General features: G+C 69.8%; 33 protein-coding genes. 12 read left to right on the top strand and 21 right to left on the bottom strand.

Going from position 1 to position 26,342, the window contains the following annotated elements; genetic code table 11:
• Positions 1-26: 26 nt before the first annotated feature.
• Complete coding sequence (locus ACGFNN_RS21350; RefSeq protein WP_393557929.1) at positions 27-881, bottom strand: helix-turn-helix domain-containing protein; 855 nt, start codon at positions 879-881, stop codon at positions 27-29.
• Positions 882-1,550: 669 nt separating this feature from the next.
• Here ACGFNN_RS21350 and ACGFNN_RS21345 point away from each other — a divergent pair.
• From ACGFNN_RS21345 to ACGFNN_RS21310, 8 genes are all read left to right on the top strand, one after another.
• Entirely contained in the window at positions 1,551-2,447 is an 897-nt protein-coding gene (locus ACGFNN_RS21345; RefSeq protein ID WP_393557927.1) for a helix-turn-helix domain-containing protein, read from the top strand.
• Between the two features lie 2 nt (positions 2,448-2,449).
• Positions 2,450-3,157, top strand: a complete 708-nt coding sequence (locus tag ACGFNN_RS21340; RefSeq protein WP_393557925.1) for a hypothetical protein — start codon at positions 2,450-2,452, stop codon at positions 3,155-3,157.
• Positions 3,158-3,321: 164 nt separating this feature from the next.
• The gene (locus ACGFNN_RS21335; RefSeq protein ID WP_393557923.1) at positions 3,322-3,963 is read left to right on the top strand and encodes a WhiB family transcriptional regulator; all 642 of its coding nucleotides are present in this window, start codon (positions 3,322-3,324) and stop codon (positions 3,961-3,963) included.
• Positions 3,960-5,552, top strand: a complete 1,593-nt coding sequence (locus tag ACGFNN_RS21330; RefSeq protein ID WP_393557921.1) for a hypothetical protein — start codon at positions 3,960-3,962, stop codon at positions 5,550-5,552. The genes ACGFNN_RS21335 and ACGFNN_RS21330 overlap by 4 nt, the downstream gene beginning before the upstream one ends.
• Positions 5,549-5,740, top strand: a complete 192-nt coding sequence (locus tag ACGFNN_RS21325) for a hypothetical protein (RefSeq protein WP_393557919.1) — start codon at positions 5,549-5,551, stop codon at positions 5,738-5,740. The genes ACGFNN_RS21330 and ACGFNN_RS21325 overlap by 4 nt, the downstream gene beginning before the upstream one ends.
• Before the next feature lie 86 nt (positions 5,741-5,826).
• A complete protein-coding gene (locus ACGFNN_RS21320) occupies positions 5,827-6,039 on the top strand; it encodes a hypothetical protein (RefSeq protein ID WP_393557917.1) in 213 nt (70 codons plus the stop codon).
• On the top strand, positions 6,036-6,653 hold the full coding sequence (locus tag ACGFNN_RS21315) for a plasmid mobilization protein (protein ID WP_393557915.1): 618 nt from the start codon (positions 6,036-6,038) through the stop codon (positions 6,651-6,653). Before ACGFNN_RS21320 ends, ACGFNN_RS21315 begins: the two co-directional genes overlap by 4 nt.
• Positions 6,650-8,386 carry a relaxase/mobilization nuclease domain-containing protein gene (locus ACGFNN_RS21310; RefSeq protein ID WP_393557913.1) on the top strand — a complete coding sequence of 579 codons (1,737 nt, stop codon included), beginning with the start codon at positions 6,650-6,652 and terminating at the stop codon, positions 8,384-8,386. Before ACGFNN_RS21315 ends, ACGFNN_RS21310 begins: the two co-directional genes overlap by 4 nt.
• Positions 8,387-8,412: 26 nt before the next feature.
• On the opposite strand, the gene ACGFNN_RS21305 is transcribed toward ACGFNN_RS21310, so the two are convergent.
• Positions 8,413-9,228, bottom strand: coding sequence for an SDR family oxidoreductase (locus ACGFNN_RS21305; protein ID WP_393557911.1), 816 nt, complete (start codon positions 9,226-9,228; stop codon positions 8,413-8,415).
• A gap of 186 nt (positions 9,229-9,414) precedes the next feature.
• Here ACGFNN_RS21305 and ACGFNN_RS21300 point away from each other — a divergent pair, with 186 nt between their 5' ends.
• Complete coding sequence (locus ACGFNN_RS21300) at positions 9,415-9,858, top strand: hypothetical protein (protein WP_393557910.1); 444 nt, start codon at positions 9,415-9,417, stop codon at positions 9,856-9,858.
• A gap of 79 nt (positions 9,859-9,937) precedes the next feature.
• Complete coding sequence (locus ACGFNN_RS21295; RefSeq protein ID WP_393557909.1) at positions 9,938-10,633, top strand: hypothetical protein; 696 nt, start codon at positions 9,938-9,940, stop codon at positions 10,631-10,633.
• Between the two features lie 588 nt (positions 10,634-11,221).
• Here ACGFNN_RS21295 and ACGFNN_RS21290 read toward each other — a convergent pair.
• The 3 genes from ACGFNN_RS21290 to ACGFNN_RS21280 form a co-directional block, all read right to left on the bottom strand.
• A complete protein-coding gene (locus ACGFNN_RS21290) occupies positions 11,222-12,028 on the bottom strand; it encodes a DUF317 domain-containing protein (RefSeq protein WP_393558441.1) in 807 nt (268 codons plus the stop codon).
• Between the two features lie 25 nt (positions 12,029-12,053).
• Complete coding sequence (locus ACGFNN_RS21285) at positions 12,054-12,344, bottom strand: hypothetical protein (protein ID WP_393557907.1); 291 nt, start codon at positions 12,342-12,344, stop codon at positions 12,054-12,056.
• A gap of 81 nt (positions 12,345-12,425) precedes the next feature.
• Positions 12,426-12,800 carry a DUF317 domain-containing protein gene (locus tag ACGFNN_RS21280; protein WP_393557905.1) on the bottom strand — a complete coding sequence of 125 codons (375 nt, stop codon included), beginning with the start codon at positions 12,798-12,800 and terminating at the stop codon, positions 12,426-12,428.
• Between the two features lie 224 nt (positions 12,801-13,024).
• Here ACGFNN_RS21280 and ACGFNN_RS21275 point away from each other — a divergent pair, with 224 nt between their 5' ends.
• Together ACGFNN_RS21275 and ACGFNN_RS21270 are read left to right on the top strand one after the other, a co-directional pair.
• Positions 13,025-14,338, top strand: coding sequence for a hypothetical protein (locus ACGFNN_RS21275; protein ID WP_393557903.1), 1,314 nt, complete (start codon positions 13,025-13,027; stop codon positions 14,336-14,338).
• Between the two features lie 131 nt (positions 14,339-14,469).
• On the top strand, positions 14,470-14,628 hold the full coding sequence (locus ACGFNN_RS21270) for a DUF6233 domain-containing protein (protein WP_393557902.1): 159 nt from the start codon (positions 14,470-14,472) through the stop codon (positions 14,626-14,628).
• Between the two features lie 527 nt (positions 14,629-15,155).
• On the opposite strand, the gene ACGFNN_RS21265 is transcribed toward ACGFNN_RS21270, so the two are convergent.
• The 16 genes from ACGFNN_RS21265 to ACGFNN_RS21190 all read right to left on the bottom strand — a co-directional run bounded on the left by ACGFNN_RS21265 (position 15,156) and on the right by ACGFNN_RS21190 (position 26,305).
• A complete protein-coding gene (locus ACGFNN_RS21265; protein ID WP_393557900.1) occupies positions 15,156-16,178 on the bottom strand; it encodes a SpaA isopeptide-forming pilin-related protein in 1,023 nt (340 codons plus the stop codon).
• Positions 16,179-16,211: 33 nt separating this feature from the next.
• Positions 16,212-16,700, bottom strand: a complete 489-nt coding sequence (locus ACGFNN_RS21260) for a hypothetical protein (protein WP_393557898.1) — start codon at positions 16,698-16,700, stop codon at positions 16,212-16,214.
• A 33-nt stretch (positions 16,701-16,733) separates the two neighbouring features.
• Positions 16,734-17,609 (bottom strand): DUF317 domain-containing protein, encoded by an 876-nt coding sequence (locus tag ACGFNN_RS21255; protein WP_393558439.1) that lies wholly within the window; start codon positions 17,607-17,609, stop codon positions 16,734-16,736.
• A complete protein-coding gene (locus ACGFNN_RS21250; RefSeq protein WP_393557896.1) occupies positions 17,606-18,835 on the bottom strand; it encodes an ATP-grasp domain-containing protein in 1,230 nt (409 codons plus the stop codon). Before ACGFNN_RS21250 ends, ACGFNN_RS21255 begins: the two co-directional genes overlap by 4 nt.
• 50 nt (positions 18,836-18,885) lie before the next feature.
• Complete coding sequence (locus ACGFNN_RS21245) at positions 18,886-19,188, bottom strand: hypothetical protein (protein WP_385449702.1); 303 nt, start codon at positions 19,186-19,188, stop codon at positions 18,886-18,888.
• A gap of 33 nt (positions 19,189-19,221) precedes the next feature.
• Positions 19,222-20,457 carry an MFS transporter gene (locus tag ACGFNN_RS21240; RefSeq protein WP_393557895.1) on the bottom strand — a complete coding sequence of 412 codons (1,236 nt, stop codon included), beginning with the start codon at positions 20,455-20,457 and terminating at the stop codon, positions 19,222-19,224.
• Complete coding sequence (locus tag ACGFNN_RS21235; RefSeq protein ID WP_393557894.1) at positions 20,454-20,972, bottom strand: regulator; 519 nt, start codon at positions 20,970-20,972, stop codon at positions 20,454-20,456. The genes ACGFNN_RS21240 and ACGFNN_RS21235 overlap by 4 nt, the downstream gene beginning before the upstream one ends.
• Positions 20,969-21,811 carry a winged helix-turn-helix transcriptional regulator gene (locus tag ACGFNN_RS21230; RefSeq protein WP_393557893.1) on the bottom strand — a complete coding sequence of 281 codons (843 nt, stop codon included), beginning with the start codon at positions 21,809-21,811 and terminating at the stop codon, positions 20,969-20,971. Before ACGFNN_RS21230 ends, ACGFNN_RS21235 begins: the two co-directional genes overlap by 4 nt.
• A 37-nt stretch (positions 21,812-21,848) precedes the next feature.
• Complete coding sequence (locus tag ACGFNN_RS21225) at positions 21,849-22,277, bottom strand: hypothetical protein (protein ID WP_393557892.1); 429 nt, start codon at positions 22,275-22,277, stop codon at positions 21,849-21,851.
• Between the two features lie 10 nt (positions 22,278-22,287).
• Positions 22,288-22,731: a hypothetical protein gene (locus ACGFNN_RS21220; protein ID WP_393557891.1), complete on the bottom strand. Its 444-nt coding sequence runs from the start codon at positions 22,729-22,731 to the stop codon at positions 22,288-22,290.
• Positions 22,728-23,210, bottom strand: coding sequence for a hypothetical protein (locus ACGFNN_RS21215; RefSeq protein WP_393557889.1), 483 nt, complete (start codon positions 23,208-23,210; stop codon positions 22,728-22,730). Before ACGFNN_RS21215 ends, ACGFNN_RS21220 begins: the two co-directional genes overlap by 4 nt.
• Positions 23,211-23,301: 91 nt before the next feature.
• Positions 23,302-23,649, bottom strand: a complete 348-nt coding sequence (locus ACGFNN_RS21210; RefSeq protein WP_393557887.1) for an SH3 domain-containing protein — start codon at positions 23,647-23,649, stop codon at positions 23,302-23,304.
• A 149-nt stretch (positions 23,650-23,798) separates the two neighbouring features.
• Positions 23,799-24,542, bottom strand: coding sequence for a hypothetical protein (locus tag ACGFNN_RS21205; protein WP_393557885.1), 744 nt, complete (start codon positions 24,540-24,542; stop codon positions 23,799-23,801).
• A gap of 17 nt (positions 24,543-24,559) precedes the next feature.
• Positions 24,560-25,255: a hypothetical protein gene (locus tag ACGFNN_RS21200; RefSeq protein WP_393557883.1), complete on the bottom strand. Its 696-nt coding sequence runs from the start codon at positions 25,253-25,255 to the stop codon at positions 24,560-24,562.
• Positions 25,256-25,271: 16 nt separating this feature from the next.
• Positions 25,272-25,757 carry a hypothetical protein gene (locus ACGFNN_RS21195; protein ID WP_393557882.1) on the bottom strand — a complete coding sequence of 162 codons (486 nt, stop codon included), beginning with the start codon at positions 25,755-25,757 and terminating at the stop codon, positions 25,272-25,274.
• A complete protein-coding gene (locus tag ACGFNN_RS21190) occupies positions 25,754-26,305 on the bottom strand; it encodes a DUF4913 domain-containing protein (protein ID WP_393558437.1) in 552 nt (183 codons plus the stop codon). Before ACGFNN_RS21190 ends, ACGFNN_RS21195 begins: the two co-directional genes overlap by 4 nt.
• Between the last annotated feature and the right edge of the window lie 37 nt (positions 26,306-26,342).

The raw sequence follows: 26,342 nt of genomic DNA, 5'->3' as shown, positions 1-26,342 counted from the left end.
AAGCGGCAGCGGGGAAGGCCGCCTGATCAGCGCGGTTCGTCTTCGCCGGAGAGCAACTCGTTGAGAACAGCCAGGAACGCTGGAGATACGCCGCCCTCGCCGCCTCGCGCAGCGAGGGCGACGTCGTGCTGAGCCGCCAGGAAGCGGATGTCTTCCAGAACGCGTCGTTGCGCCGACTGTCCGTCGTGGAAGACCATGGGCGAGACATCGAAGTACAGGCCGAGCGCCTCGTAAACGACCGTCCGAGCACCGTCGTCGAAGATCTCTTCCGCGGAAACGCCGCCGAGAAGCGCATCCACGTGCTCGGCCTTGAGTACCTCAGTACCGATCCTTCTATTGACTGCGATGGCCAACTCTTCAGCCGTGGGACGGCTGCCAGGGAACGCCTGTTCCACGAGCTCGGAAAGCGTCTCGGCCAGCCGCTTGCCGGCAGGACGAGCGGCCTCAGGCGTAGGGACGTCCTCGCCGAACGATCGACGTTGGGCGGCCTGCAACTCCTCGACCGTGACCCCGTAGAGCCTGGCCGGCTCGAGCAGGGACGCTGCGTCGAGCTTGCGCACGCCTCGCTCTGCCGCCCCCAGACGGAATCGGCTGACAGTTTCGAGCAGGTCGGCCGCATGACTTTGGGAGTACCCGGCGTCGCATCGAAGGTCGACCAGATCGGGGGCGCCATCCCGCGGGAACAGAGTGTCGATATCCGCGCCCAGCGCCCGCGCGATGGCCGGTAGCTTCTCGGCGGGCGGAACCGACTTGCCGCTCTCCCATCGAGCTACGGGCTCGTGTGAGCCGACGCCCACTTCACGCCCCAGGACGCGTTGATGCATGTCGGCTTCCCGGCGCCTCGCTCTCAGGCGTCGGCCATCGAATCGGCGCGGGGGCATCGATTGCTCCAAAGCTGCAGGTAGGAGATGCAGGGATCGGCTTTACGAGCCCTTGCAACAACAATCTACATGACGTAGGTTTTCGACGCAGGGGCTTTCGCGCTGTAGAACCGGAATTCGATCATCCGATTGCGGTACGTCTGCATCCCTGACGCGTGCTTCGTGTTGCGACTCCCGACTCTAAGGCCCCTTCATGATCCATTACCACGCCCTCCCCGTCGTCGCAGCTCAAGCGACTTCTACAGGGTTTAAGAACCAACTCTGGACCTTGACGCGGAGCCGTGCGTATGTTCGTCGTCCCCACGGGGCAGACCGCCCGCATGGACGAGCCCAGGAGCAATGACGTGTACAACCTCCAGGTTTCGTAGGTCCCTGGACACAGCGACGGCGTCCGAGAGCAGCAACTCCCGGACGCCGGACGCCTAACGGCTGTACCCGCCCCAGCAAGGGCGGAGATCGCCACCATCACCACGCTGATCCCTTCCACGGGGCGTCTCAGCGCGGCAACACCAAAGGAGAATTCTACATGCGCTCCGCCCTGCGCAAAAGGCCCTTCCGCCCGGCCTGCGCGGCAGCCACCTCCGCCTCGGCGCCTCCGTTCCCCGAGCCGGACCGCATCCCCCTGGCCCGGGCGAGTCGCCGGTCCCGCCTGCTCCTCGGGAGCGGCCGATGAGCAGCGAAGCCCGCGAGTGGGTGTGGGAGCACAGCTCCAGCCGAGGGGCTGCGCGCCTGGTACTGCTGTCGATCGCCGACCGGGTGGCCGACGAGCAGTGCATCTCCTGGGCCTCGCTGTCCAGCCTGGCCAAGCGCACCCGCGCCTCGGTCTCCACGGTGCGCGAAGCCATCGAGCGCCTGATCCTCGCGGACGAGCTGGAACAGCTCGACGACCTCGTCGGTCCGCAGCGCAGCACCGTCTACCGCCTGCCCCTCGCCGCCGATGCCCTCGCACAGGCCCGGTGCGAGCAGCAGGGGGAGGACGGAGACGCAACGGTGCCGGACGGGCCCGTCGCCCCTGCGAAGCTCCGGCTCTCGGCTCTGCGGCGGTATGGAATCCGCCCTCGTGAGGTGCCGGAATCCCCCGCGAGGGGCCGGAAACCGGCAGTACCGGAAACCGGCAGGTCCAGGCGGAAACCGGCACAGCGGCGTACCGGCCACCGGCACAGCGATGTACCCGCTACCGGCACACAGAACCGTAGTAAACCTGATTTGAACCGGAGGTACAGCAGTAGTGGTGCTGCCGTCACCTCGGCTGCCGAGTGGCAGGTCGACCCCGCCACCCACACCTGGACCCGCCAGCAGGGACACCTCGACCGCCTCGGCAAGCAGGGCCTGCAGGCCGCCGACGCGAAGTGGCGTGCACACCGGTCGGCACACCCGCCGAGGCCGGCGGACGCCTGGGCTGTCGACTGGCGGTCCTGGATCGCCCGAGAGCACGCCCCCAGCCGCCCGAACCTCCACGCCGTGCCCGGCAAGAGCAGCGCCGCGCCTGGCGGGATGACGCGGGCCGAGGCCCACACCGCCGCCCTTCTCGCCGCTCTCAACGAGCCGACCGGACTGGAGGGCTGACCGTGGATCGCCGCGAAATCGCCGCCCTGCTGGCCTACATCGGCCGACTCGACCCCCGCACCATCCGCACCGACCAGGGCGAGGCTCGCGACCAGCTCGACCAGTGGAGCGAGCTGCTCGGCGACGTGGCGATGGCCACCCCGCACAGCTGGGACGCCTTCGCCGCCGCCCGCCAGCACTACCGCGCCTCGCCCTACCAGATCCAGCCCGCCGATGTAGTCCGCCCCTGGGAGAGCTACCGGCGCAACCGCCTGGCCCTCCACTCCGACCCCACACCGTCCGCGGACCCGGACGACCAGGCCGCCTGGACCGCCGAGCTGGTCGGCACCCGCCGCGCCGTCGCCACCGGCATAGCGCAGCCCTCGCAGGCCCGGGCCATCACCAGCAGCCAGGAGGAGATCAACCCGCGGCTGCAGGCTCGGCTCGACCAGATCGGCTCCTGCATACCACCCGCCGCCCGAGCCGCCCTCGCACCCTTCCGGCCCGCCCGGGCAGCACGCGAAGCCGCCGTCGCACAGGGAATGCCCGACGCCCTGAGCGTGCGCTGCGAGTGGTGCCTGGCCCCGGCCGGCGAACCATGCCGAAGCCGCCGGATCGGCCCCAACGACGGAGTACGCGCCATCACGCCGCGCAAGACCCCACACCCCGGCCGCCTCGACCTCGCCGCCGCCCAGCACACCGAGAAGGCCCAGCAACCCGCCCTGGCCTGACCGGCGCACCCCGCGCGTGCATCCCGTCCGGCGCACCGCCCTCCCCACACCACCATCCCGCCCCGGCTGCGGCGTCCGCTCTCGCGCCGCAGCCGGCCCCCGACGCCGCGTCCCCGCCTCGACGGCCCCCGCGCGGCCGACGCGGCAGCACATCGGAGATCCCCTTGCGCCACATCACCACCCACGACGCGCCGGCCACCGGCCTGCGTGGCATCGGAGACACCAGCTGGCACACCCGCGGCGCCTGCTACGGCATGGATGTCGAGGACGCCGAGGCGGTCTTCTTCCCCGGCCCCCGGGACCACGAAGAGATCGCGGAGGCGAAGGAACTGTGCGGCTGGTGTCCCGTACGACACGACTGCCTCGACTTCGCCCTGGAGAACGGCCTCAAGGAGGGAGTCTGGGGCGGCCTCACCGAAGCCGAGCGGCGTCCCCTGCACGACGGTCTGCCCCAGCGCCTGGACTACCGGCGTGTGACGGCCTTCTTCCGGGGACGCGACGTCCATCTCACCGAAGTCGAGCGGCAGGTCGTCATCGACCACGCCTACGTCCGCGGCTGGAGTCCCTACCGACTCGGGGCCGCCCTGCAGATCAGCCGCAAGCACGCCCGTGACCTGCTCCGGCAGTCCGCCAATAGGGTCCTCGATCGCGACCGCACCTACGGCGTGCCACGCCCCAAGAAGAAGCGGAAGAAGACCGCTCCGGCAGCAGGCGGCCCTGCCACCGTCAAGCCCTGCACCCAGCAGGCCATACCCCGCCCGGCAGCGTCGACGCCGACGCCCGCCCCTCTCGGAAAGGCCGCATGACCCACCCCGTCCTGGCCCTCGGTGTCGCTCCGGACCTCCCCCTCCTCCTCGCCACCGTCGTGCCCGCCGCCCTGGGTGTCGTACTGACCGCCTGGACGGCCCGGCGCCGGGCAACCCGCACGCAGAAGCGTCGCGGCGGGCCGGCGGTCAAGGTCGCAGCCCTGGCCGCCCTCGGCTGCACGGCCTACAGCGCCGACACGAGCTGGCGCTTCGCCACCGACTACCTCGACATGGCCGGCACCGCCGAGCGGATCATGATGTTCGCCGCAGCCGAACTGGCCCTCTTCGCGACCGCCCTGATGGCCCGACAGAACCTGGCCACCCAGGGCGCCCCCGGCCTGCCGGGCACGCTGGTCTGGGTGATCACCGGCGTGCAGGTGATCCCCGCCTTCGCTGAGAGCGGCCTCGTCGGCGGTACGGTCCGGGCCTTTGTCGGACCGGTCATGGCGGCGATGTTGTGGCATCTCGCCATGGGGATCGAGCTGCGCCTGCACACTCCTGGTGCCGCCTCCCACGGGCTGATCGCCGTCCTGGGCCGGGAGGCCCGCGAACGGCTCCTGTCCCGCCTCGGCATCGCCGCCCGAGACCGCGACGCCGCGCAGATCACCCGGGACCGAGCCACCGCCCGCGCGGTCACCCTCGCCGCCAAACTCGCCGAGCGCACACCCCAGCAGCGGCAGAACCGGCGCGGGCGGCGTCTCACCCGGCGCCTTTCGACAGCGGTCGGCAGGGCCTCGGTCGGCACCGACCCGCTGCAGCGCACACAACTGCTCGACCAGCTCGCCGCACGACGGCACGCACTCGCACTCGCCACGGTCCCGCTGCCCTCCCCCTGGTCCCCGGAGCCCGAGACCGCGCCGGTCGCCACCGTCCCTCCGCAGCCGACGACGAACGGGGACCGCGGACCGAGCGACGCGAAAGGACCGGTCCTTGACGTCGAGACCTTGACGGCGCGAGAACGCCAAGGGACCGAGGACGGGTACGCGGGGACCATCGTGGGGACCACGACTCCAGAAGCAGGTGCGGCCCCGGGGGCAGGACCCTCCCGATGGGAGGGGACACAGGAGGACGCCGCAGGCATGGGGACCGACCGTCCCATGCAAAAATTGCCTGCTCAAGTCCCCGATGCGTATCGGGGACCGACTGCCGCCGAGTCGGGGACCGAACCCACCGGGGACCGGGGACCGACCACCACCGACACGGGGACCGAACCCACCGGGGACCGGGGACCGACCACCACCGACACGGGGACCGAACCCACCGGGGACCGGGGACCGACGGTCCCTCTCCGTCGGAAGCCGAGCACGAAGCCCCGGACGAAGAACAAGGGGAAACGCGGCCGGTCCCGTACCCCGCAGACCCAGCGCCTGCCACGAGAGCTGGAGCCGCCGGAGCACCAGCTCGTTCGGGATGTCCGTCCCCACGTCCCCGGCCTGCTCGCACGGGACGGCAACGGAGCGATCACTCGGGTTCAGTTGCGGGAGATCATCCGCCGCGAGGGCCTGACGGGCTGCCGGAACGACCGAATCACCCTCGTCCTCCAGGAACTGCGGAGCGAGGACACCACGACGACTCGAGGCACCAGATGAGGACCTGCCGCCAGTTCAACACCGTCCGCGGGGAGTATGAGCGGGAGATCGGTTACATGCTCGCTCACTCCCAGCGATACGAGGGCAGGCCGGCGGCGAAGTCCAGTGCGAAGCAGGCGGCCTCGGCGAAACAGCGGATGGCCCGGGCGCTCAGCAGCCACGTCGCGCGCTGCCCCGAGTGCGGCTGAACTGGCAGATGACCAGCTCATCGCCCCTATCGGTATCGGTGGCCCGGCTCCGTGCCGGGCCACCTCCCCGCTCTGGGAGACACGCCGTGATCCCTCGTTCGTCCGAGCCCACCGCCGCCGAGGCCAGCGCCTGGGCGGATGTCCTGGTCCGCCGACGGCCCCTGCAGGCCGCAGGCCAGTGGCTCGTCCAGGACCGGCCCGAGGGACCTCTGCGCGTCCTCTCGGGGCCGGCCGACGTCGTCGCGCAGGCCGCGACCATCCAGCATCGCAACCGCTCCACGAGGTCCGAATCCCGATGACGAACACGCCCCAGAACGGCACCACCCCGGAACCTGCTCCTGACTCCAACTCGGTCCCGGGGCGAGCAAGATGGAGGTTCGGACACTCCCCCGAGGGGGGAGCGTCCGAACCAGACCCCGCCCCTTGGGTGGCGGGGCCCGACCGGCACCAGGGGGCGCCGGTCGGGAAGGCTGCGACCGAGGGCGGATCGCAGCCGGAAACCGCCCGAACAGTCCGGTCGAGGGGGCGAGCGCGTCCGCGCGACAAGAAGCAGCGTCGCGCACACAGCGTCCGCCTCAACCCGTCCGAACTCGCTCTCATCCAGGGCGGAGCAGACGCCGCCGGTATGAGCGTGGCGGGCTTCCTCGCCTACTCCGGGCTCGCCATGGCCCGTAACCGATCCCGTAGCGCCGTCGCCATCGCCACTGAACGAGACGTGCTCACGGAACTGTTCGCGATGCGGCGGCAGCTCGGCTGGGCCGGCAGCAACCTCAATCAAGCGGCCAAGATCCTCAACTCCGGCGGCGACGTTCCCCATCTGGCCCAGGTGATGGCCGATGTGCACCGGGCGGCCGACGCGGTGAGATTGGCCGCCGACAAGGTGGCCAAGCGACAGTCGGACGAGGCACCTTGATTCCACAGATCCACAAGCAGGGCAGCCACACCCTGGGACTGCTGTACTACCTCTACGGCAAGGGAACTCACGAGGAACACATCGACCCGCACCTCGTCGCCTCCTTCGACGGCATGTCACCCGACCCCGGCCGCGACGCGACGGCCACCAAGAAGGACCTCGCGCAGCTGCTCAACCAGCCTCTCCATCTCCTTGCCGCGGACCAGCGCCCCGACAAGCACGTGTGGCACTGCTCGGTCCGGGCCGCGCCCGACGACCCGATCCTCAGCGACGAGCAATGGGCGGACATCGCGCGCCGCATCGTCGCCGCCACCGGAATCGACCCGGACGACGGCGCGGGCTGCCGCTGGGCCGCCGTACGGCACGCCGACGACCACATCCACATCGTCGCCACCCTCGTACGCGAAGACGGCCGCCGCCCCGACCACCACCGATCGGGAAAGCGGGCCCAGACCGAAGCCCGGCTCATCGAGAAGGAACTCGGACTCCACCAGGTCGCTCCCGGCGACGGCACCGCCGCACAGCGTCCCACCAGCGCCGAACGGCACAAGGCCCAGCGTCAGGGCCGCGAGCGCACCGCCCGCGAGGAACTGCGCGAGACGGTACGGCGCGCGGTGACCGGGGCTAGCAGCGATGAGGAGTTCTTCGCACGGCTCGCCGCCGCCGGCCTCCTGATCCGCAAACGTGCCGCGCCCTCCGGAGACCTGCTCGGATACAAGGTCGCCCTGCACGACGACCTGAACAAGGACGGCGAGCCCGTGTTCTACCCCGGTGCGCGCCTGGCTCCCGACCTGTCCTTGCCTCGCATCCGCGAGCGGTGGTCTGGTGATGCGCAGGATGTCCCTGCGGCCCTGCGAGGGGAAGCGATTCGTAGGGAGCCGGGCAGTCCTGCCTCCGCGCGCCGCGGAACGGCATCGGCCGTGTGGCAGGCCGTGCTCGTCGTCGAACACGGCGAGGACGGGGTCGCCGCCGCCCACATCGCCGCGGTCGGCGAGGTCCTGGATGCCCTCGCGAAGACGTCTGCCGCTCACACCCGCCGCGAACTGCGCGACGCAGCAACGGCTTTCGAACGGGCCTCGCGCTCTCACGTTCGCGCTGTACGCGGGCACGATCGAGCCCTGCGACAGGCCGCCCGCGACCTCGTCCAGGGCGGTCCAGCCCTCGGCCGGGGCGAGGACGGCGCCACCACGGCGATGGCGATCGACATGTTGTTCTTCCTCGTCACTGCCGCCGCCCACTGGCATGCGAGGAAGGGCCATGCCCAGCAGGCCGAGGCCGCTAGCCGGGCCGCCGAGCACCTGCGCAACGCCTACCGGCCCGCCGCCGCTCAGCCGCTCAACGTGCTCTACCAGCGCGGCCGACGCCTGAGCCTGCCGGTGCTCCAACGACAGGTAGCGCTTCTGCGCGAAACGCTACCGAGCCTGGCCGAGCAGATCCTCGCCGAGCCCGGTTGGTATGCCCTGGCCGCGACCATCGCGGAAGCCGACGCCGCCGGCCACGACCCGGCAGCGCTCCTGTCCGACTCCGTGGAGAGCCGAGAACTCGGCACTGCGGACTCGGTCAGTGACGTCCTGGTGTGGCGACTGCGGCTCCGGGCAGATCTGCTGGTCGACGCTACCGGCATACCGAAGAACCGCACGGCAAAGAATCCGGCGACCGTGCGCCCGACGGCGCCCCGAACCACCAGCTCTGGCCGCCGTTTCGGCGACGTGGCACCCGGCAACACGCGATGAGCCCTCGCCGCCGATGCGAGTGCGCCTCACAGGAACTCGTGGACGCCGCGCACTCTCGTACGCAGCTTCGCCTGGGTGGCCCGGCTGTCGAGGCGGACGTCGAGCGCGCCGGAAAGCGAGGTGCCGGCGCGGAGGCCCTCCGGCAACCGGGAAGCATCGAGCCCGTCCCGCTGAGCGATCAGCACACCCAGACGGTGACGACTCACGGCATCCCCACCCGTAAGGTGGTGTATGCCGCACGCGTCGGTGAAGGCCAGCTCCAGCAGGGCAGCGGCGAGGTCCCCGACATGCACGGGACAGCGGACGTCGTCGGTGAACAAGGCACCGGTTCGGCAGCCGGTCGCGAGGTCGTGCACGAGGCGGACATGCTCGGACTGGATGCCGCCGATGATCAGAGAGGTACGGGCGATGACGGCATCCGGAGTCAGAAGCCGGATGCCAGTCTCCGCCGCGGCCTTCGCTGCCCCGTACGGGGTGACGGGATCGGGGAGACAGGACTCGTCGTAGTGGACTCGGGTGCCGGAGAACACGGCGTCGCTGCTCACGTGAACGAGGCGGCAGTCGTACTTCGCCGCCGTCATCGCCAGGCGGACGGAGCCTTCGGCCGTGACGGCCCAGTTGGCGCTGCCGCTGCTCGCGTTGATGACCACGCAGGGGGCGAGCGAGGCAACGACCTCTTCGACACGACCGCCGTCCCTCAGATCCACCTGGTGCCACGTCGCCTCCGGACCATCGCACGGCCTGGTCGCGAAGGTCGCGGCAACGCAATGGCCAGCGGCAGACGCCTGGAGGACCAATTCGGCGCCCAGGAGCCCACTGCCTCCGACAATGAGGACAGTCATGGCATGCCACGGTAGACGACCTCCACCTCGCTCGGAGTGCCTCGCCCACAGCGGCCCTGAGCCGAGGATGCGAGGAAACGCCTTATGACCTGCCGAAAGGCACTGTGAACTTTGTGAATTGAAACCGCCAGGGGCGTGAGGCACGATCATGAAGCGAGTTGGAAGAGGCAAGGGGAGGACGCCAGGGTGTTTCATCGAATACGCCGCAGGGCCAAGGGGCCGAGCGAGGAGCAGCGCCAGTTCGCCGAGGTGTTTGCGCGGATGCAGAACCAGGTCCCGCCGGGCCTCGGGGCGCCGCGCGCTACACCGGAGCCCACCGAGCCGGTCGCCGTCGTCGACGACTTCCTCCCGCCGGAGCTGCGCGTACCGAGCCACGACCAGGTCGACGGCAAAATGATGCCGTGGAAGCAGCCCCTCGTCCTCGACGGCGAGATGGTGGCCTGCGCCGAGTGCGGTGCATACCGGGACTGGCTCATCCTCTCCACCCGCGGCCAGATCTGGCTGCGCTGCCGGGTCGGCCACCAGCAGCAGGAGACCCGCCTCGACACCGCGTGGTACAACCGGCACTCTGGACCGGCGGACGCGACGCACGCCACGTTCGAGGACTGCCTGCGCCACCTTGGGCACTGACCACCACTCCTACGACCCCACCGGGCCTCCGGGCCCGCACTGACCACCCGTCGCCTAGCACCAAGGGGTCAGTTTCGTCATGCGCGTTCGCGTCGCCACCACCATCCTCGGCATCACCGCCGTCCTCCTCGCCGTACCGGCCTGCTCCACCGACACCGTCGGCAACCCGTCCGACTCCGCGCCGTCCGCCCGTCCCGGGGCGCAGGCCGACACAGCCCAGCAGGCTGCCCTGCTCTCGTCGGCCGCGTTGGAGACGCGCCTGCTCAACGAGAGCGACCTGGGCAGGGGCTACCTGCGCAAGCCTGAACGCCCCTCCCAGCACGACGACGTCACCGTCATGGGCTGTCCAGCCTTGAACGAGCTGGGCGGCGACGCCGCGACCGGCGGCACGCTCAGCTTCCCGCGCAAGGCGAAGGCGGACTTCACCTACGGCGGCAGCTCCTCAGAGGTCTCCGAGGAGCTGTACAGCGACAGCGCGGCCAAGCTGTCCCACGGCATCGGCCGGATCTTCGACGCCATGACCAGCTGCCCGACCTATCAGGTCCTCGCCGGCGGCACTCCCATCGACATGGCCTCGCAGGAGCTGCCCGCACCCCGCGGGCTGGGCGACGAGCAGTGGAGCCAGCTGCTGACGTTCTCCACCGGAGACCGCAGCACCGTGGTCAAGCAGACCGCGATCCGCGCTGGCAGCCTGCTGCTGATCGTCTCCGGCTCCCCGGCCCTCGTCGACCGCCACCTCGGCAAGGCCCTCACCAAGGCCACAGCAGCCAGCTGACCGGCCCCGGCACGCACTGCTGCCCCCGAACCGGATTGCGCCGGCGGGGGCAGCCGTGCGTGTAGCGGATGGCCTGGGGCCGTCCGGCACGTTTCTAACGGGCCGCAACCCATGCTGCGAGATGGGACGTGAACGACGCTGCGATTCCGTTCCCCGCCGTCGCGACGAAGGCCGCGGCGATGGCCACCACCGCCCAGGGCGAGATGCGTTGAACGATGACGTGCACTCCGCCGCATCGGAGTTCGAGGGTAGGCCGTTGCTTCTCTTCGGTTCGAGGCATGTAGCTATTCAGCAGCACGGAAACGTGGCACCGCTACGTCATACCTTCGCCACTTCACCCCACTTCAACGCCGCTCCGATTAACACAAGTTGGACTGGATCTCAACGCCAGAACATGGCCACCTTGCCGTATTCGAGGCGCTGCTATTACCACGCCAGCGATCCCCACCGCTACGCCGGGCAGACCCCACTTCACCCCACTTCCCCGGCCCAGGGCCCGCCATAGCCCCGGATGGAACGCCAGAAGCCCGGCCCCCTCTCTGGGGAGGACCGGGCTTCTCACGTCGGGTTGCAGGGGGCCGTCGAACGCTAGGCCGGCGCGCGGAGCAGTCGCTCCCTGGTGGCCTCGGGCAGCACGCGCCGCAGGACCGGTGCGGTCGAGCTGAGGGAGGCGGCGAACACGGCGACGAGGTCGTGCGGCACGCTGGCGGAGAAGGAGGCCGCCCACAGGCAGGGAACACCGAGCGCGGGCTCGGCCCATGCCTGCCATCCGGCCGGTCCCACCTCGTCGGCCTCGGCGGTCAGGACGCGTGGATCGGCGTCCTGGATGAGGGGCGGCACCTCGCCGAGGCTGATTTGCGAGGTGAACGTCGGGTCCGTCGCTCCCGCATGCAACTGATCGATATCGCGAAACCAGCCGTGTGCCGCGACGGCGTCGAGGACCATCTCCGGCCCGGTGTACGGCACGGCGGGCTGATCGCGGGCGTGGAGGGCGACGAGGTAGTCGGCCACCGCCTCGCCGGGGACGTCGGTTGTGAAATAGGACGACCACGCCGCGAGCGGGCTGCTGGTGTCCGTGCGGGCGGAGATCTGCCAGGCGATCGGCAGGCCCCCCAGGTGGAACGGCTCGTCCGCCAGGCTCCACTGCGCCCAGCGCAGGGTGTCGGGGCTGATGTGCAGGACGGTGCTGCGTAGGACCTGGCGGTCCTCCGGTTCCTCGTCCAGCTCGTGGCGTCCGCGGACGATCGTCAGGCTCGTCCAGCCCAGGCCGGCGAGCGTGTCGGAAACGCGGTCGTAGAGACGGCCGTCGTCACCGGCAAGATGCCGGGGACCGACCCAGAACGCGGGCTGTCCGCCACGCGAGGTGGGCGGGTCGAGGGAGAAGTCGGGGTACAGGGCGCCTCCAGGGCTCGGTGCGGGTCTAGTTGCCGCCGGCACGGCGGCGAGGGCGGCGAGGGGGTGCCTGAACGGCGCCCTGCCACGTCAGTTCGACGGCGACTTCGGGCGGCAGATGGCCCAGCTGCGCCTCCGTGTCACTTCCCTCGGCGAGGTAGACAACGGTCCGGCCGGTCTCGTCCACCGACTGCACGACCTGGGCCAAGCGGTGGGCCATCGGAAAGAACGGGTTCATGGCCTGGCGGACTGGAGCATGCCGGTCGCAGCCGGACAGCAGGTCCATGAGATCAGCAACGGTCATCTCCGAGGACGTCACGAACAGCCTCCTGTGGGTGGGGGAGCATCGAACGATGGAAGAGGGTGGGCGTTCGGCGGACGGCAGCCCGCCACGCGAGGGTTACGTGTGTGCGTCTGACTGCCGTTTGCGACGTGATGTCTCCAGCACGCGTGCCACGGCAGCGGCGACAATGTCGGCCGGCGTCTCGGTATCGAACGACAGGCGGTAGCCGCGTACCTTGGCCGTGCCGGTGACGGCGATTGTCCATCCCTCGCCATCGGTACCGGGGCGCCCGAGCGGGAACCAGCCGAGGTAGAACCGGCCGTCCTTCGAGCTGACATGCACGTCCGCGCGATCATCGACGATCAGGTGGAAGTCCTCTGCGGAGAACTGGTCCATGACCAGCGTGGGCTGTCCGGGACCGAGTCGCCATTCCCGCAGCCGCAGGGCTTCGACAGTCGTTGAAAAACCAGGGCTCACGGGAGCCACGGTCATGGGCATCACCTCTCTGACCTGGGGTTTCCTGCAAGGTCGTTTACCTTGACATGCCTTCGCCCATGTTGGCCAGTCTTTCCGAGGTCTTTCCTGTCTGCCCCCGGCGAACTGCTGCTGCGAAGCCATCTCGCATCGAACTCACGACCCCACCCGAAGGGAATCGATTGGCCAGCCGGGGCCCTCTGGGTGCATGCTGGCCCGTTTCCCATCGTGAGGAGAAGTACATGGAGATCCGGCCGCTTGAGGACTTGCGCACCGCGGACAATCTGTCGCTGGCGTTCAACCCCTATGGGCTCGGCGGCCGAATGAAACCGGAGGACGCTGCCGAGTTCCAGCAGCGTCAGATCGCCGACTGCGACCTGGCGGCGGGTGTCGCGGCCGGAACACGCGACTCCTTCGAGCGGCTGCGTACCGTCTTCGCCTATGGCGTGCTGTGCCACGACATCTACACCATGGTCGGGGACCAGGCACTTCTCATCTACGAGCAGGCGTTGCGCGACCGCTTCATGGAATGGTGCGCCGGCACCATCACCTTCCGCGTCCCTCGTGCCCTGGACGTCTCCCACACCGTCACGTCGTTCGAGGACGTCGAGAAGCGCGCCAAGGCGATGAAGCGCCGAGGAGCGAAGCTGGTCGTCGCCACCCACGCCATCGAGTTCAACGGAATGCTGTACGGGCTTCGCCTGTGGGCGCGTGCTGCGGGGCTTCTCCGCGGGCGGCGCAGCCGCGCAGTCGAGGACGCGCTGGCCAAACTGCGCAACTATGTTGCCCACCCTTCCGGCCACCACGGCGACACCCCCGTCGAGGCGGCCGGAACGGTGCGGGATCTGGCAGAGCTGATCAACCAGCTGTGGGGGCAGGCCACTCCCGGCGGACGCCTGTACCCGGCACCCCTGCGCCGGGAGATTGCCGTGCTGAGCTGGAACGGTTCTGGGCGGGCACGGATGGAGCCCGCCGACGCGCTCACCGCCACCAATCACGTGGACGAACACGAGGACGACGAGTACCAGTACGTCGTAGTGCGGGCCATCCCCTTCGTACAGGGCAGTCGCTGGGATGACGCTCACTGGGCGGAGTTCGACACCCTTTACGAGACCACGCGGTTCCCGACGGATTACCTGTGGGGGCCGGGCACCCGGGAGCAGGCTCGGACGTGGCTGGAGGAGGAGCGCCCCGAGGGGGACAGCGTCGACTTCATCGACCGAGTGTTCCTCGTCCAGGACCACGAACGCCTGCTGCCACCGATGCGGCCGGCGGTAGCGGCCGGGCTGCCCGACAACGAACGCGTCGGGGTCTGGCATGCCGTGCGGGCCGACTTTCCCGACGACGCCTTCGCGCACGTCCGAGGCTCCGGAGATCTCAGCGCCGGCCACACCCGCCGCCCGGGTGACTGTGCTGCCTGTTCTGCTGAAGTCCTTGGCTGCGGCTCCTACGACGAAGCCCTTCGCGCTGCGGCAGCCGCTCTCGGACCGATCCAGGCGGTACGGCCGCCCTCCGTTCGGCTCCCAGTGTCGGTTTTCTGGCCCGACCGGCCGTGAGCAGTGCAACGCGCGGAGGTGGGCAGTCCGCCCAACGTGGCGGGCCCGGCGCCTACCCGGGCCGCCACCCCAGCCGGCCCCCGGCTGGGTAGTCCGCCCCGAGCCCGCCCGCGGGGACAGGACAGTCGTTCATGACGCCCCGTGCCGCCACAACTGCGGGCAGCGGAACAGAGCTGGGCACGCAGGAAGCAGTGGACGCCCTGATGCGAGAGGGCGCTCGAGCCTGCACCGAATGTGACGCGGCGGCTGTACTGGTCCCGGCGCTCGAACTCGGCCAGGGACACGGATAGCAGAGCGACTACCGCTACCCTCTGCCTGCTATGGAGATCCCGGAGCCCAACGGGCCGCCGTACCTACATTGGGACCGAGGGGACCGGGAGCGGCCGGTCTGCGGAATCTGCCCGGCCACTCGATACCCGCGAGATCAGTTCGTCATCTACAACAGGCCGTCATGGGAGTGCCCCTTCAACCCGGCGAGCGGGAACCGCTACACCAACGACGGAGTTCCGGCCAGCGTGCACCCGGACAAGATCGGCCTCGAGCCCGACATGATCGCCCCGCCCCTGCAGGCGCTGCCGGACGAAGTGGGGGTGCCGGTCCACCTCCTGATTTCGCGGTGTTCCTGGGTTGCTCGTGGCAACTCCGGTCATGATGCGTCGGCCCACGTAGTGCGCAGAGGGGGCACCGGGTGGCAGGGAAGGCTCGATCCCTGCCACAGCTTAACGAGGCATCTGCGAGTGCGCGGACGGGAGAGCCCCCGGCTTCCACATTGTGGAAGCCGGGGGCTCTGTGTCGCGAAGGCATCGAGGGTGAGGAGTCAGCTCTCGTTGGAGTCGTCAGGGGACTCGTCCGCGCGACGGCGGCGGACCATGACGAGGACGCCTCCGCCGAGGATGATCAGCGCCCCCGCGCCGCCGATCAGCCACGGCGTGGCATCAGCGCCGGTGTGAGCGAGGGAGCCCGCTGGTGCCTTCGACGTGGAGTTGCCGACCGGGGTCGCGGTGGCAGGGGTGGAGGAATCGGGATCCGGTGTGTCGGTGGCCGGCGCTGAGGGTGTGGTCTCGCCGGAACCGGTGCTCGGCATACCCGGTGTGGACGGGTGCTGGGCGGGCTTGTGGGTAGGCTTGTCCGAGGGGTCGGGCTTCGGGTCGGTCGCGGTCTTGGCGTTGGTGACGGTCACGGTGACCGGGGCGCCAGGGCCCGCGGTGAACGTCTTGGTCGGCTTGTAGAGACCGTAGCCGGTGGGGGCTTTGATCTCCTTGACCCAGAACTGCGTCTTCCTGCTTGTTACCGGCAGGTCTCCGGAGGCCGTGCCCTTGGCTCCCGTGGTCAGGGTGAGCAGTGACGAGTCGCCAGTGCCGATGTTCACGGTCGCTCCCGGCAGGAGTTTGCCGCTCTTGTCATCCTTTGCCTGCAGGAGAACCTTGGCCGCCTTGAAGGGGCCGGTGATCATCAGCTGGGTGGTCGCGCCCGGTGTGACGATGACGTCTTGGTCGGCAACGATCTCGTGGAGCGGACTGCCGGAAGCAGTCTCCTTCAATCGGTAGACACCCGGCGCGACGTCGGTGAAGACCAGCTTCCCCTGCGCGTCGCTCTTCCCCCGTCCGGCTTCCTGACCGGCGGCGTCGAGCAGCAGAAACACAGCGCCCGGCAGCACGTCCCCGGCTGCGTCCTTGGTGGTGATCTCGACGCTGCCCGCGTCCGGGGCCGGCGTCTCGGCGGGGGCGGCGGAGGCCAAGGGGGTCGGTTCGGAGGGTTGGGCGCTCGCGGCGGGAGCCCAGGTGAGGGTGCCGGTCACCGCCACGGAGACGGCAGCGGTTCGGACAAAAGGTGCGTGCACGGGGAAGAGGACTCCTTGAACATGGAGGGAAGGTCAGCGAATGTGGGCACCGTTGCGGGTGAGCGGCGGGGCAGCGGCCTTGACCGCGGTACGCCCCGTCGTGCGTCTGGGTGCGGACGCGGTCCAGGCGCCGGGGAACCAGACGGCGGTGTATTTCTCGATGGCGTCACGCAGCCCGGTCGTGACGGCGCCGTCCCACGGCGGGTGGCCGGGGCGGTTGTAGGTGTCGAAAGTTCCGTATTGCTTGGTGTTCGGACGGGTGTTGGTGGCTTCGTCGCGGCGGTGGAACGTGCCGTGGTCCAGAAAGCTGAGCGTCACCGCGTCGATTTCGCCGCAGTCCGGGTGGACGACCGCCAAGCGCAGCCCGCCGTAGGTCTCCGCGTGGATGTTGCGGCTGAAGTCGATCCGCAGCCGCATCGGTGCGCCTGGGATGGGGACGGCGAAGTAGGTGTTGCCCACGACGGTGTGATCGTGAAAGGGAAGGCACAGCTCGGCGAAGAACTCGGGGGCCTGCAAGGACAAAGAGGGTCCTCCAGGTAGAGGGTTGCGCTGCCGTCAGCGACGAGGGCCGGGCAGGGCCGGTCGGCTGCTGGTGCTCCAGCGCGGGACGCTGGTCGCGGGAAGCGCGGCCGGGCGTCGGGATGAGACAGCCCGCTGCACGTCGAGCGGCGTGGGAGCAGCCGGTGGGCCGGGCGGCAGGATCGAAGTGAGCTGGACCATGCCCTCGTGGTAACTGAACGTCGCTTCGCGCCCACGGGGCAGTGGGGCCGGGTCGGAGACGCACTGGGTGACGGCAGTGAGCAGGGCGACCGGGGTGCCGGTGCTGGCGGTCGCGTACCAGGCGGGCTGGTCGGTGGAGGTGCCGGCCCATAGCTGCCAGCGTGCGTCTCGGGTGATCAGTTCGTCTTCCGGGTCCAGAGGCCCGGTGGTGAACTCCAGCCCGGCGAGCCCGTCGGGTGCCTGGACTGCGAGGACGCCCCACCGAGGACGCTCCAGCTGCCAGCCTCGTTTGATGAGGGGGACGAAGGCCAGGAACGGCTCGCGGTCATCGCTTCGGGGGTCCGGTGCCGCGAGGTAGGCATCTGGGCCCTGCTTGTAGGCCGTGGCGAGGGTGGTGGTGAATGCTTGGACGAACTCGGTGGGGGTGCTGTCGTTGAAGCAGACGCCCCAGGTCGGCGGGCCGAACGGGTCCTGGTAGGCGTTGATGCGCCAGAGGCCGTCGTCCTCACCTTCGGGGAGGTAGCCGAGGCGGATCTTGCGGTCGGGGGCGTTCGTGTACGCGTTGCCGAGGTCGTCGTGCTGCAGTTCCCAGCCGAGGTCGAGGAGGGGAGCGAGGGCTGGGTCGCCGACGCCGGTGGTGCCGGCGAGGTAGGGCGGGGAGACGTAGACGTCTCCGTCGATGTCGGAGCGCGGATCAGGCTGGTGGCTCAGCGGTCCGCCCTCGTGGTGATGGTGATCTCGTCGGCGGTGGTGTCGAGGCGGTCGGTGACCTCGACGGTGTTGCGGCCGGTGACGATGTAGAACCCCGCTCTCGCGGTGAAGAGGTCACCGTCGGGCGGCAGGAGGAGCTGCTCGCCGATCTCGCGGATCCACTGCACCTGGTGCAGCCACGGGGTGTGGGCGGCGAACGGGATGTTGATGTGCCGTGCGGTGAGGGTGCCGGAGGCGTCCGGGTAGAGCATGCGGATGCCCGCTGCCCCGCGTCGGGTCGGGGTGAGGTCCGGTGCCCGGCCGCAGGCGAGGTCGGCGGCGGCCTTGGGCAGATCGATGCCGGTGGCGAGGCGGACGAGGTGTCCGATCATGTCGCCGCCGATCCGGGCGTTGACCTCGATCAGCCGGGGCTTCCCGTCCACGAGGCGCAGCTCGACGTGCTGAACGCCGTCGGTGATTCCCAGGGCCCTGACTGCGGCAGCGGCGGCTGGGGCAACCTGGGTGAGGAGCGGGTCGGTGGCCTCGACGGTGTGCCCGGTCTCGTCGAAGTACGGTGCTGAGCATAGGTGTTTGCGGGTCACGGCGACCGCGGTGGTCTCGCCGCGGTGGGTGACGCACTCGACGGAGACCTCCGGTCCGTCGAGGTACTCCTCGACCAGGACGCCCGTGTCCTCGCGGCTGCGGCTCGCGCCCTCGGAGGCGAAGGCGAACGCGGTGGGGAGTTCTTCGGGGCGGTCGACGCGGATCACGCCGATGCTGCCAGCGAAGGCGGCGGGCTTGATGACGGCGGGGAACCCCAGCGTCATCGTCGCAAGGCCGGCCTCCAGCAGAGTTCGTGCCTTCATCGAGGCCGCCGACGGCACCTCGTGCTGGGCGAACAGGGAGCGGGCGGTTGCCTTGTTGCGGCAGGCCCGCATCACCTCGACGGAGTTCGAGGGCAGACCGAGCGCTCGGGCGAGGCGGGCGGTGGGTACGAGGTTCCACTCATCCCAGGTGACCACGCCAGCGAGGTCGTGGCGATCGGCCAGGGCCCGGCCGCCGGCGAGCAAGGCGGTGGGGTCGGTCAGGTCGACGACGGCGTGGTCGACGATGAACGGTGTCTCCCATGTCGGCTCGGTGCCGGTGAGCAGGGCGACATCGTACGCGGCTGCCACCTGCTCAAGGCAGTAGCCACGATAGGTCTCATCACCCGGGGAAACCAGAAGTACGAGAGGGCGAGCTGACAAGGGTTCTCCGTATCGGTGGACGGCAGGACGAGAAAGGACAGAGTTGGCCCTCACGCGGCACGGCGTCGGCGCAGCTCGAACGCAGCAGCCCAGTGCGGGTGTTCGTCGATCAGGAGGCGGGCGTAGAGGGCTGTGTAGTTGTTGTTCAGCCCGACGACGCCGTGCGGAAGCTGACGGCGCAGGTCCTCGAAGAGGTCTTTCAAGCTGACGCGGGTGGCGCCCGCGGCCAGGCGGCGGGCGGCCAGGCGTTCCAGGGCGCGATAGACGTGTGGGTTGTTGGCGTCGAAGGCGCGGAACTGCTCGGTGATGCTGCGACCGCTCGCGCGGTGTGATCCGAGGATGGCGGCGGGCATGGGGGTCTCCACAGGCTGGGGAGTGCGGCAGGTTCAGGTGCGCAGGGCGGGATCGGTGCGCAGCCGGGCGAAGGCGCAGAACAGGCCGAGAGCCTGCAGGGCGGCGCATGCAGTGATGACGTGGCCCAGCGCGTCCGGCGGGGTGAGCGCGGTGAGGATGCCCACGAGGGGGAAGGGCAGCAGGAGGATGAGGACGGTCGCCGACAGGGTGCTGCCGAACTTCTCCGGCGGGATCAGGCGGGAACGCAAGGTGCGCAGAACCACCGTCATGCCGCCTTCGGCTGCCATCAGGATCGCGACCAGGGCCAGGTACGAGCGATAGTTGGGGGCCTGGGCGGCGGCGAGGCAGGCGAGTGAGGCGAGGGCGGCGCAGGCGGCGCCGACCGGCCACAGTCCCAGGCGGTCTAGGGCGAACCGGCAGATCGTGACGCTGAGGAGCGTTGCTCCGGCTGCTGCGGACCAGACCAGGCCGACGGCTGTGGCGGACTGCCCGAAGTGCTTGACGACGATCACTGGGCTGGCCGCCTGGAGAAGCCCGGTGGCCAGGTTGGACAGGGTCAGCCCGGTCACGAGCCAGCCGAGGGCGGGAAGGGAACGGATGGTGCGCCACCCGGTGAGGAGTCCGGTGCCCGGCTGTCGGTTCGAAGGGCGGGTGGGGATGACGGGCGAGGGGGGTGTACGCAGGGCGAGCAGCGCGGCAAGGAGCGAGAACGTGGTGATCACGGCGAGCATGGGTGGTGGCCCTGCCAGCAGCAGCACTCCGGCGAGCGCCGGGCCGGCGACGGTCGCGGTCTGTTCGATGCCGAGCAGGATGGCCTGTACGCGATGGGCCTGCCCCTTTGCTTGGCGGCCGGCGGCGGCGCCTGCGGATTCGGCGGCGATGTAGCTGATCGCGGTGAGCATCCCGGTCGTCGGCGCGAGCACCATCACGGTCACGGTTGCGACGAGGCCGGATGGGTGGAGGTGCAGCAGGACCGCGCCAGCGGCGAGGGCCATGGCGCGTCCCAGGGCGGCGAGGTGGAAGACGGCGGCTGCCCCACGCCGGTCGACGAGTGCTCCCGCCCATCCGGACGCCGCTAGTCGCGGGATCCATTCCAGGGCGAAAGCGGTACCGGTCAGTGCGGCGGAGGTCGTGGTGGTCAGGACCAGCAGCGGGATGCCGTACGTGGACATCGCGGACGTCAGCGCGTCTGCCGCGCGGGGCAGGTAGATGCTGCGCATCAGCCCGGCGCTGTGGCGTGTGTGCCGGGGTGCAATCGCTGCGCTCACGCGACCGGCTCGGGCTCGGGTACCCGGGTGGCCTGGGGGTTGGCGGCCAGCCACTGGATCAGCAAAGCTCGGACACGGCCGAGGTCTGCCACAGCCGCGGCGCTCGACAGCCGCGTACCCGACGGCCACGAACTGCCCTCGGTGTCTTGGGCCACGAGTGAGGGGGCCAGCAGGTCGAGGACGTGTCGGATGCGGCTGCTGAACTCGCAGACCGGTGTCGGGTAGGCGTGGCGGCGGGCCCAGCGAGCTGCCGCGTCGTACAGATCAGCCAGCTCCGACCCGGGCTCGGTGAGTTCCAGTCCGGTACCGGGTGCGGTCCGGACGAGACCGCGGGCGCGGGCGGCTTCGGGGGCGCTGCGCTGTTGGTGCCTGGACAGATCGGGGAGGGCGTTGGCCAGCCGTCGCGGCGGTATCGCGCCGTTGTCGTCGATCTCCGTGACCAGGCGGATCAAGGAGCGTGAGGCCAGCAGCTCGACGACGGTGCGTACTTCGGCGGGTGTGAAGAGGCTGGTCATCGGCGCGGGCCTCCCGCCGGGACGGCCGCCTTCGCGCGAGCGGGCGTGGCATGGGAGAAGAGATCTCGGTTGTGCCACGCCGGAGAGGACTCAAGTGTGCGGGCTTGAGGGAGAGCCGCGGGTGCAGGCCGTGGCTGGCTACTGACCCACGGACTCGACACGGGTTGTGCCTGGGCGTGCCCCCAGACCGGGTGATGGGCTCCCTGACTGAGGGGCTGTCCGGCCGACCACGCGGACAGGGCACTGAGAACGGGGCCCAAGCCGTCGCCCGCCGCGGACAGCCGGTAGGGCTGGCCGTTGCCCTCAGTGTCGACCAAGCCGTCGGTGACGAGCTGCCGTAGCGGCGGGTACACGTTGGTCCAGTCACTGCTGGGCATCACGATTCGGGCCAGAGCCATCGCGCCGACCTCCTGGCGGGACTTGAGCACCCACAGAATGGAGGCGGCGTGCCGCCGGGTGAGCAGGGTGAGACTGTCCTCGATCTGCTCGATCGCGGGCACCGGGCGGTCCGCCGTCTCCAGGTGCTCTTCGGCCCAGGTGACGATCGTCGGCAGGACCGGCAGAAGGGCCTCGCCACGCTCGGTGCGACCGTAGGTGACATGCCGTGCGGTGAATTCGGTGCGCTCGACGAGACCGGCGTCGCACAGCGAGGTGAGCTTGGGGTGGAGCTGGCCGCTCTGCAGCCAGGACACCTTGGCCGCCACCTCGCTGTACCGCTGCGGCGGCCCCGAGAGCGCCAACAGAATCCTCACATTCCAACGTGGGGTGATCATGGCGAGGGCCTCAGTGACCCGGGTGATGTCGGCGTCGATGTCGGGAGGCAGAGCAGTGATGGCCACGGGAAGAACTCCTGGTGAATAAGGGGGAATAGCCGGATCAGCGGCTATGTGCCGTGCTCTGGCACGGAAGAGCCGGAGCCGGAAGGGGCGAAGCCGGGACGGCTGGCGAGGGAGTCGCCGGGGACGGCTCCGAGGCCGGGACGCGGGCGAGGCTCTCCAGAACGGCGTCGAGCGACTTGGCCTGGACATCGCGGACCGCGACGGCCTCGGCGAGCCGGCGTACACCGTCAAGGAGATGGGAGACCTCGGGCAGGCCGACCTGGCGCTCGGGGTGGATCAGCCGGGCAAGGTGGTCGCGGTGAAAGTCGATGCTGCGCTCGGCGAGGGCAAGGGTGCCGTGCATGCCGAGCAGAGCGGAGAGCATGCCGGGCGCCTGGCCACGTGCGTGGGCTTCAAGGTCGGCGAGCGGCGCGCCATACAGGTCTTCGATCCGTCCGGCTACCCCAGCGGACGTGAGGTGGGACAAGCTGCGGCTTTCACGGTCGGTGCGCCCGGGGCGCCCCGGCACGCTGGGGTGCCGGGGCGGCGGACGGGGGCAGGGTCGCGGTGGTCCTGAGTTCTGCCATGCAGACGGGCCGGGCCAGCCGGCCAGGAGGAGGCATACTGCGCAGCAGCTCTCCGAGGGCTACGCGATAGCTGTCGCGGGCTTCCAGCGCCGCCTCCAGCCACTGCGCATCGGCGCGGAGTTTGTCCGCCGACAGATCACCCATATCGCGGTCTGGATCAATGTCCGTGTGCACGCGGTCGCGGACACGGGCAACCTGCTCCTCGGTGAGCGCGAGGGACGAACGAAGTTCCAGGGCGCGGGCGAGCGCCGGAGAGGCATCCGGCCCGGTCGCCGCCTCGTACAGCTCGGGTACCGGGGGCCCAAAGACCTTCTCCAGCTCGGCGTCCATGGTGCTGGCCTTGTCCCGGCTCATCGGACGGCCCCACCCGCCCGCGATGCCGACGTCGGCGCTGGTGTCCCCGGAGGGCGTTGGGGAGCACTGGTCTGCACAGCAGGCCCGGTTCGCGGGCGCAAGCGGGCAAGGCTCTCGGCAGCAAGGTCCTTCTTACCCAGAGCGTCCGGGTCCAGAAGCCATCGCACAACGATGGCCCGCCCGTCGCGTGTGGCAACGGCCGCGTTCACACGGTGGGCGAGGCCCATGGTCGGGTCGTCGACCTCGTTGGGCTGTGTTTCCAACGCGGTCAGAAGATCGTCCTCCGCGCGGTTGAGCACAGCCTGGGCCGCGACCAGATGACCGTGCCACTTGACGATGTCGGTGGCGTCAGGATTGGCGGTCGGCGCGGCTGCGACTGCTGCCTGCAGATGGTCCATGTCCATGTCGAAGCGTGCTTCGATACGTTCGGTGAGCACGCCCACGACGTCCTCAGCGTCAACGGAAATTCCATCGGACAAGAGAAAGGCTCCCTTCGGGAAAGGCCGGTGCCTGGCAGAAATTCGAGGGGCTCCTGTCCCGGTGGCTCGGGCAAAGCAGGCGCGAGCTACGTCAGTTCAGGCACATGCGGACGTCGCGGTAGACGTACGTTCCGGACACCCAGCCCTTGACGCCGGTCGACCTGTCCGTGATGTAAAGCCAGTTGCCACTCTTCTTGTGCACGGTGAACTTGTGGCTGCGGTAGAGCACGCCGAGCGCGGTGGACGTCGTGGTGGCCTTGGACCGGATGGTCACGGCCGCCGTGTGGACCTCGTAGGGCAGCGGCGGCAGGGAGGAGCAGCTGCTCGCGGGGGCGGCGGCCACGGCGGCGGGTGCCGCGCTGGCGGTCGCGGCGGACAGCATGGGCACAGCGAGAGCGCCGAGCATCGCTGCGGATATGGCAATTCGGGTCGAGCGCATGCGGAAGAAACCTCCGTGAAGGCATGGGGGATTGCTAGGAATGGCGCCGCGGTGGTTGTTGCGACGGCTGTATAAGAGTCCGGAGAATCGCCGGTTTGGCTAACCGGCGATCGTCGGTTATGTTGCGCAGCTCGCGTCGGGCATGGCGCTCAGCGGGAACAGCCGGCCGGGCGCGGGGCAAGGGTCTTCGCCACCGCTGCCGGAGGGATGGCTGCGGCTGATGGGCGGACCGGTGGGAGAGGGCTGGCCTCGCCGGTGAGACGGTCCTCGCACCACTGCAGGGCGGCCTTGCTCGTGTCGAAACCTCCCTCGCGCAGGGTGTGGGTCCACGCGCTGGTGTCGACCTCCTCGACCACGACGCGGTACGGGCTGAGAGCTCGCTCGTCCAGGGCGCGCAGCGCCACGACGGTGACCATGTCGTCCGGGTCGTCGCAGGTGTAGGAGTAGCCCATGGCGTAGTGGTCGCCGTGGTCGACGAGGCGCCGCTCCAAGGCTCGCGTGGCCTCGTCCGCTGGCGGCGTGCCCCGCTCGGAGTCAAGGCCGATGGCGTCGTGCGGGCAGCCCCGGTGGATGAGCCAGGACTGCGCCATCGCGGGGAGCGGCAACTCCGCCCGCTCGAAGCTGAACGTCCGCTTGCCGTGCTCGCGCTGCAGATGGACAGCGAGTATCTGTGGCATGCCGGGGTGCCCCCAGGTGGCGGTGCGGTCGAAAAGCACGTAATAGCTCTGCGGACCGTCGTGGTGTTCGGCAAGGGGGACGAGCATGTCCTCGTGGACAGCGACCTTTCGGTAAAAGTCGAGGCACCTCTCCTCGTCGGCGTCGAGGTCGTCCAACTCGAAGTCAACCTGGGGGATGGGTTTTGGGACCGGCGTCGGTTCGGTAGGGGACAACAAGAGCCTTTCGGTCGAGTTCAGCGCCGCTTCGCCGGAGTGGACGGGAATGCGCCCGGGCGAGCTGGACTGTTCGGCGCATGCGTCGTGGGAGTCCGGCGGGCGTCGAGCAGCGCGGCTCGTCCGGTGTCGGTGAGGGAGACGGGCTGGCCGGCGTGCACCGGGTGGTTGGTGTCCCGGACGACCAGGCCGGCCCGTTCCAGCCTCTGCATCAGGGGATAGGGGATACGGGTGCCACAGGAGGCGGCCACGGATGCCCGGCCGGTCAGCAGGTGTTCGTGGAGCTTGGCGCCGCCGGCGATGGCAAGCAGTGCCGTCTGGTCGTCGGTCGAGAGCGGTCCTTTTTCGTGTGTCGATGGTGCGGCGGCCTCGATGGGCTCCAGGACTGCGAGCACCATTTCGGCGGCGGCGTCGCGCGCGTCGGCGGTTTCCTCCAACTGGTCCACGGTGCGATCGATGCGTACGAACAGAGCACCGTCGACAGGGAACTCACCGCTCGTGAGCCGGTTGAGCAGCTTGAGGTAGAAGGTGACGCCGATCTGAGCGCTGGCCAGCGTGCGGTGCCGGTCGACCAGTTGGGCGTGCAGTTCGTCGAGGATGCCGCGCTCGCGGTAGGCCCACAAGGTGTCGATGTCGTGGCCGGTGACCGCTTCGATGCGGTGGTCAAGCTGCGTGACTGCACGCCGCACTGGTGTCGGCGCGGGTTGAAGGGGCATAGGCGACACTCCGTGTTCAGCGGGTTGCATGGTGCGCGGGGTTCTGTGCAGGACGGGGCAGACCCGGCGGTGCGGTGACCGGCGGACCGGGCCGGGGGACGGGGCCGCGGGTGGTCAGCTGCGGCGGGCGGGAGCGTGCCGCGTGGGTGCGGGCACTCAGCGGCCGACGGGCCATCCCCAGGCGGCGGCCGACTTCGTCGTAGACGTCGTTCCCCGCACGCGGCCGGACCGCGACCACATGGATCTCCTTCGGGTGTGCAGACTCCGCGGGTGCCGGGCGGAGTCCGTAGACGACGCGCCATTCTTTACGCGCGTCCACGAACAGCTTCCGGAAACCCTCCAAGTCACCGTCCAGGCGTAGCCCGAAGCGCTGGGCGTTCACGACTTCCTGCAGGTAGGCAAGGGTGAGGTCGCGAATGTCGCTGGGGGCTTGGATGAGGTCTGTCAGGGCCCGCGGGTCGAAGCTCAGGCCGAAGGCCGGCTGCCCCTGTCCCGTGCTCATGGCGTCGGCTCGTCCGGCTCGGCAGGCCCGGCGGCCTCTGCCGGGCCCGCCGTCTCCGTGCGCACGGACGGCGGCGGGCTCGGCAGGAGGCGGTGTGCGGGACGGTCGGGAGAAGTCATGCACGCCGACAGCGGGCCGCCCGGGGCGCGAATCGCCGCGACAGCGTGGGTGAGGAAGTCCCGGTGCCACACGAACAGGCCGGAGAGACCGGCGTCGGGTTCCTTGTGCTGCTGGTAGGCGAGCCACAGGGCATGGAGCCAGGCCACGACATCGTCGTGTTCCTGCCACTGCAGGCACCAGGGTGCCGCGGTGGTGACCTCCGAGCCGTAGACCGGGAGGAAGAAGTCGTCGACCCAGTCCGACAGGGCGTCGAGTTCGTCTTCCCGTTCCTCCCCGTCGAGTTCCAGAATCGGGCGGGGCTCGGGCGGGGCTGCGGGAGGCAGCCCGCCCAGTCCTGGCATGCCGAACGCGGCGAACGGCGATCCGCCCGGCTCCGGGGCGGACGCAAGGTGGTCGAGCTGCTGCGCCTGCTGCGCCGACTGCTCCATAAGCCGTCGGACGCTCGCCTCAATTCCCTCCAGCTGC

The organism is Streptomyces sp. NPDC048590, from assembly GCF_043199535.1.
Taxonomy (GTDB): Bacteria; Actinomycetota; Actinomycetes; order Streptomycetales; family Streptomycetaceae; genus Streptomyces.
This window is presented reverse-complemented; position numbering and strand designations above follow the sequence as displayed.